Source organism: Aeromonas molluscorum 848 (assembly GCF_000388115.1).
In the GTDB taxonomy this organism is placed as follows: Bacteria; Pseudomonadota; Gammaproteobacteria; order Enterobacterales; family Aeromonadaceae; genus Aeromonas; species Aeromonas molluscorum.
In genome coordinates this window covers 1-5,267 of record NZ_AQGQ01000228.1, presented here as the reverse complement: position 1 = coordinate 5,267, position 5,267 = coordinate 1, and the positions used below count along the sequence as shown (strand labels likewise).

Sequence of the window (5,267 nt, the reverse complement as noted above, 5' to 3'; positions counted from 1 at the left end):
GCGCACTCGCCAGCCAGTTCCACATCATCCAGCCGCAGGTGGTGAAGTAGAACACCCGTTCCCCCGGTTTGATGTCGCAGTGCAGCTGGTGCTCCTTGAGATGCTGGAGCAGAGTGCCACCTATGCCGTGCACTATGCACTTGGGTTTGCCGGTGGTGCCGGATGAATAGAGGATATAAAGAGGATCGTTGAATGCCATGGGCTCAAAGCGCAGGCTGGCTCCCTCTTGGCTGGCGAGTAGCTGATGCCAGTCTTGAAGGGGGAGGTTGTCGGCCCCGGCATGGTTCGGCGTCAGACCGAGCAGCGGGATCAGGATGAGATGTTCCAGACGGTCGAGCTGACAGGCCACCTTGGCGACCTTGTCCTGGATATCGACCGCCTTGCCGTTATAGCGATAGCCATCGACTGCAAACAGCACCTTGGGCCGTGTCTGGCCGAAGCGTTCCACCACGCTGGCTTCACCGAAGTCCGGGCTGGTGGAGGTCCAGATAGCCCCCAGACTGGTGGCGGCCAGCATGGCAACCAGCGCTTCCGGAATATTGGGCAGGTAGCCGGCAACCACGTCGCCCTTGCCAATGCCCTGACCACGCAGCCACTGAGCCAGACTGGCGACCTGCTGCCCCAGTTCACGCCAGCTAAGCGTGCGGCGCTGACTGCCTTCCAGGCTGGCGATGATGGCCGGACTCTCGTCCTGGCGACGCAGCAGGTTCTCGGCGAAGTTGAGTCGACTGTCCGGAAACCAGCGTGCGTGCTGCATGGTCTGGCGATTTTCCGCCACTATGTTGCCAAGCTCCCCCTTGACGCCGCAGTGCTGCCACACCAAGGGCCAGAAGCGGGTGGTTTTCTCCACCGACCATTGATAGAGCTCGGCATAGGTTTGCAACTGCAAGCCATGGAAGCGATTGACCTCGCCCATGAACTGATGAAGGTTGGATTGGCTGATCCTGGCCTGGTCCGGTTGCCACAGGCGGCGGTTGTGCATTGAGTAGTCCCTGACTGCATGTGTCTATCGGCAGTGTATTGAATTGTTTTTTATTTGTTAATGCCGGGTTTGCTTTTAATAACAAATGCCCTGTCACTCATGCTTTACCTCACGAACCTGAGGGTTGACGGGTCGAGGCACCTCTAGCTTGATGTTATGCTGGGTTAACAACCATGTCGGAGCAGGATGCCATGAGCAGTTACAGCCAACTTTTCGCCCAGCACATCGAGACCTTGCAGCGCCGTACCCGCGACATATTGCAGCAGCAGGGGCTCAGCGGCCTGGCCATACATGCCGGCCAGACCCATCGCATCTTCCTCGATGATCAGGATTACCCCTTCAAGGTGAATCCCCACTTCAAGGCCTGGCTGCCTGTGCTGGACAACCCCCACTGCTGGCTGCTGGTGGATGGGGTAAGCAAGCCCATCTTGCTGTTCTATCGGCCGGTGGATTTTTGGCACAAGGTGGCGGATCTGCCCAGTGCCTTCTGGGTCGACTTCTTCGATATTCGTTTTCTGACCCGGCCGGAACAGGTGGCCGACCATCTTCCCGCCGACAAGCAGACATGGGCTTATCTGGGGGGGCATCTCGAGGTAGCGGAGCTGCTGGGGTTGACGCAACCCAATCCAGAGGCCGTGCTCAACTATCTGCACTATCACAGGGCTTACAAGACAGATTACGAACTGGAGTGTCTGCGCGAGGCGAATCGACTCGGAGTGCGTGGTCACATTGCCGCCAAGGAGTCCTTTATGGCGGGGGCGAGCGAGTTCGAGATCAATCTGACATATATGAAAGCCGTCGGACAGGGAGCCAATGAGGCGCCTTACGGCAACATAGTTGCCATCAACCGCAATGCCGCCATCTTGCACTATACCCAGCTCTCCCATCAGCGGGTGGCCGATGTCGATCGCCACTCCTTCCTGATCGACGCCGGAGTGGATTTCCACGGTTACGCCTCGGACATCACCCGTACCTGGGCCTGGCGTCGCGGCGAGTTTGCCGACCTGATCGCCGCCATGGACGAGCAACAGCAGGCCATCATCGACGAAGTCAAACCGGGACGCCGCTATACCGAGCTGCATCAGTTGATGCATCACAGGCTGGCGCGGTTGCTGCAATCGGTCGAGCTGGTCGATATGTCGGTGGATGAGATGATAGGCACCGGTGTTACCAATGCTTTCTTTCCCCATGGTCTTGGCCATTTCCTCGGCTTGCAGGTCCATGATGCGGGTGGCTTCATGCAGGATGAACGTGGCACCCATCTTTCTGCCCCCGAACAGTTCCCATACTTGCGTTGCACCCGGGTGATGGAGCCAGGTCAGGTATTCACTATAGAACCCGGTCTCTACTTCATTGACAGCCTGCTCGAACCTCTGCAGAGCAGTGAGCAGGGCAAGCGGGTCAATTGGCACAAGGTAGAGGCATTGCGGCCGTTTGGCGGCATCCGTATCGAGGACAACATAGTGCTGCACAGCCATGGGGTGGAGAATCTCACTAGACAGGCCGGACTCTGATGGAGTCTGGTTATCCTGTGCCCATGACCGGGGTCGAGGTGAGCGAGGAGATAAAGAAGAGTCGTTTCATTACCTTGCTTGCCCATGCGCCAACGGTCGCCGCAGCGAAAATCTGGATAGAGGAGGTGCGTCGGGCCCATCCGGCGGCGCGCCACCACTGCTGGGCCTTTGTTGCAGGGGCGCCCAAGGATAGCCAGGTTTATGGTTTTAGCGACGATGGCGAACCATCTGGCACGGCGGGCAAGCCCATGCTGGCGCAACTGATGGGATCCGGAGTTGGCGAGATAGCCGCCGTGGGGGTGCGCTACTATGGTGGCGTCCTGCTCGGTACCGGAGGTCTGGTCAAAGCCTATGGCGGCGGTGTGGGCACTGCACTCAAGGCGCTCACCACCCGGCACAAGGTGGCCCTGCGCGCCTCACTCATCGAGTGCGACTATAGCGACATGGGGGTGATTGATGCCCTGTTGCTGAGCCACCATGGTCAAGTGTGCCAGTCGGATTATGGGCAGCGGGTGCGGCTCGAAATCGACTGGGCCTGCACTGATTGGCAGCAGGTAAACCAGATGCTGACCGATAGAACGCACGGACGGGTATCTCTGCAGTCCATAGATGGCTAGAATCCATCGCTGTTTTATTGCCGAGACGGGGCCTGCATGCACATTCTGAGTATTATCCGCATCGTTGGCCTGCTGGTGGCGTTGTTCAGCTCCACCATGCTGCTGCCGGCCCTGGTCGCCTTCGGTTATCGGGATGGCGGCGGTTCCGAATTTGTCAGTGCCTTCTTCATTGCCCTGCTGCTTGGTGTGCTGCTCTGGTTTCCCAATCGGCATCATAAGAAAGAGCTGAGGTCGAAAGAGGGGTTCCTCATCGTCGTGCTGTTCTGGACTGTGCTCGGCAGTGTTGGTGCGCTGCCCTTCATGTTGGGCGAGGTGCCGGACATGAGCGTGTCAGAGTCCTTCTTTGAATCTTTCTCCGGGCTCACCACCACGGGAGCGACTGTGCTCACCGGGCTCGATGAGCTGCCCAAGGCTTTCCTGTTCTATCGCCAACTGCTGCAGTGGCTTGGCGGTATGGGCATCATAGTGCTGGCGGTCGCCATACTGCCCATCCTTGGTATAGGCGGTATGCAGCTCTATCGTGCCGAGATCCCGGGACCAGTCAAAGATAACAAGGTGACGCCGCGCATCGCTGAGACCGCCAAGGCGCTCTGGTATATCTACCTCTTTATCACCCTCAGTTGCGCCCTGTCCTACTGGATGGCAGGCATGACCATGTTCGACGCTATCTGCCACTCCTTCTCCACCGTGGCCATCGGTGGTTTCTCGACCCACGATGCCAGCATTGGCTATTTCAATAGCAGTGCCATCAATCTCATCACTGTACTGTTCCTCATGGTTGCCGGAGTGAATTTCACCCTGCACTTTGCGGCTTTCGCTCACAGACCCATGCGCCTCTATGTCTATCTGAAGGACCCCGAGGTGAAGGTGTTCATTGCCCTGCAACTGGGGCTGACCCTGATCTGCTTCTTGGTACTGATGCGCCATGTCAGTTATGACAGCTGGGGAGAGACGCTGGACCATGCGCTATTCCAGTCCGTTTCCATTGCGACCACGGCCGGATACAGCACCACAGGTTTCTCCGAATGGCCGCTGTTTCTGCCGATCTTGCTGATGCTCGCTTCCTTTGTGGGCGGCTGTGCCGGCAGTACTGGTGGCGGCATCAAGGTAGTACGATTGATGTTGCTGCATCTGCAAGGAATGAGAGAGCTGAAGCGCCTCGTCCATCCCCGGGCCGTCTACCGGATAAAACTGGGTAATAAGGCGCTGTCCGAGCGGGTGATAGAGGCTGTCTGGGGATTCTTTGCCGCTTATGCCGCCATTTTCATCCTCTGCATGCTGGGCTTGATCGCAACGGGCATGGATGAGCTGACGGCGTTCTCCGCCGTGGTGGCCTCACTCAATAACTTGGGACCAGGACTGGGCGAGGTGGCTCCTCACTTTGCCAACACCACGGACGCAGCAAAATGGATCATGATCATCGCCATGTTGTTTGGTCGATTGGAAATTTTTACACTTCTGGTACTGTTAACTCCTGCATTCTGGCGTAGTTGAGGTAGGTATGGATAAGATTTTGGTGCTTTATTCCTCTAGGGATGGCCAAACCCGAAAAATCATTGATGTCATGCTGGAGGAAATGCCGGGATGTGAGGTTGTCATGCATGATCTGCACGGCTTGCCCATGTGCAACCTTAGCAAGTTCAAGAAGGTGTTGATCGGAGCGTCGATCCGTTATGGCCATTTCCACCCTAGCCTGCTCAGCTTTATTCATGCTCACCACGAACAGTTGGAAGTGGCCAACGCAGCCTTCTTCTGTGTCAACTTGACTGCTCGCAAGCCAGAGAAGCAGACGCCACAAACCAACGCCTACATGAAGAAGTTCCTGCACAGCTCACCCTGGAAGCCAAAGAACCTGGGAGTGTTTGCCGGTGCACTGCAATACTCCAAGTACAACTGGTGGCAGACCCGTATCATCCAGCTGATCATGAAGGTGACGGGTGGCAGCACAGATACCAGCAGAGACATCGAATTTACCGATTGGGATAAGGTGCGAGTCTTCGTTCGTGACTTCTGGCAGAAACGCTGATTCTTGCTCCTGATGCCCCTAGCCCCGCCAATGCGGGGCTTTTTGTACAAAATTGCCGATTAAATCGCCGCTCGACATGAAATCGTTAGAAAAGCACACTTTTTTACAGAAACCCCCTTGCTAGAAAG

The 5,267-nt window shown here is 56.9% G+C and carries 5 protein-coding genes; 4 read left to right on the top strand and 1 reads right to left on the bottom strand.

Going from position 1 to position 5,267, the window contains the following annotated elements; translation table 11 throughout:
- The coding region (locus tag G113_RS19020) for an AMP-binding protein (RefSeq protein WP_005909558.1) at positions 1–982 on the bottom strand (982 nt) is incomplete at its 3' end.
- 191 nt (positions 983–1,173) lie between these two features.
- On the opposite strand from G113_RS19020, the gene pepQ reads away from it, so the two are divergent.
- From pepQ to hemG, 4 genes are read left to right on the top strand one after another with little or no spacing between them, the layout of a single operon-like run.
- The gene (pepQ, locus tag G113_RS19015; RefSeq protein ID WP_005909556.1) at positions 1,174–2,496 is read left to right on the top strand and encodes a Xaa-Pro dipeptidase; all 1,323 of its coding nucleotides are present in this window, start codon (positions 1,174–1,176) and stop codon (positions 2,494–2,496) included.
- Positions 2,496–3,113 carry a YigZ family protein gene (locus G113_RS19010; RefSeq protein ID WP_040319400.1) on the top strand — a complete coding sequence of 206 codons (618 nt, stop codon included), beginning with the start codon at positions 2,496–2,498 and terminating at the stop codon, positions 3,111–3,113. The genes pepQ and G113_RS19010 overlap by 1 nt, the downstream gene beginning before the upstream one ends.
- A 36-nt stretch (positions 3,114–3,149) precedes the next feature.
- Positions 3,150–4,607, top strand: a complete 1,458-nt coding sequence (locus tag G113_RS19005) for a TrkH family potassium uptake protein (protein ID WP_005909553.1) — start codon at positions 3,150–3,152, stop codon at positions 4,605–4,607.
- A gap of 7 nt (positions 4,608–4,614) precedes the next feature.
- Complete coding sequence (hemG, locus tag G113_RS19000; protein WP_040319399.1) at positions 4,615–5,139, top strand: menaquinone-dependent protoporphyrinogen IX dehydrogenase; 525 nt, start codon at positions 4,615–4,617, stop codon at positions 5,137–5,139.
- The last annotated feature ends 128 nt before the right edge of the window (positions 5,140–5,267 follow it).

Excerpts from the sequence above, each read along its gene's own strand:
- pepQ (WP_005909556.1), top strand. The coding sequence starts at position 1,174 with ATGAGCAGTTACAGCCAACTTTTCGCCCAGCACATCGAGACCTTGCAG.
- G113_RS19010 (WP_040319400.1), top strand. The coding sequence starts at position 2,496 with ATGGAGTCTGGTTATCCTGTGCCCATGACCGGGGTCGAGGTGAGCGAG.
- G113_RS19005 (WP_005909553.1), top strand. The coding sequence starts at position 3,150 with ATGCACATTCTGAGTATTATCCGCATCGTTGGCCTGCTGGTGGCGTTG.
- hemG (WP_040319399.1), top strand. The coding sequence starts at position 4,615 with ATGGATAAGATTTTGGTGCTTTATTCCTCTAGGGATGGCCAAACCCGA.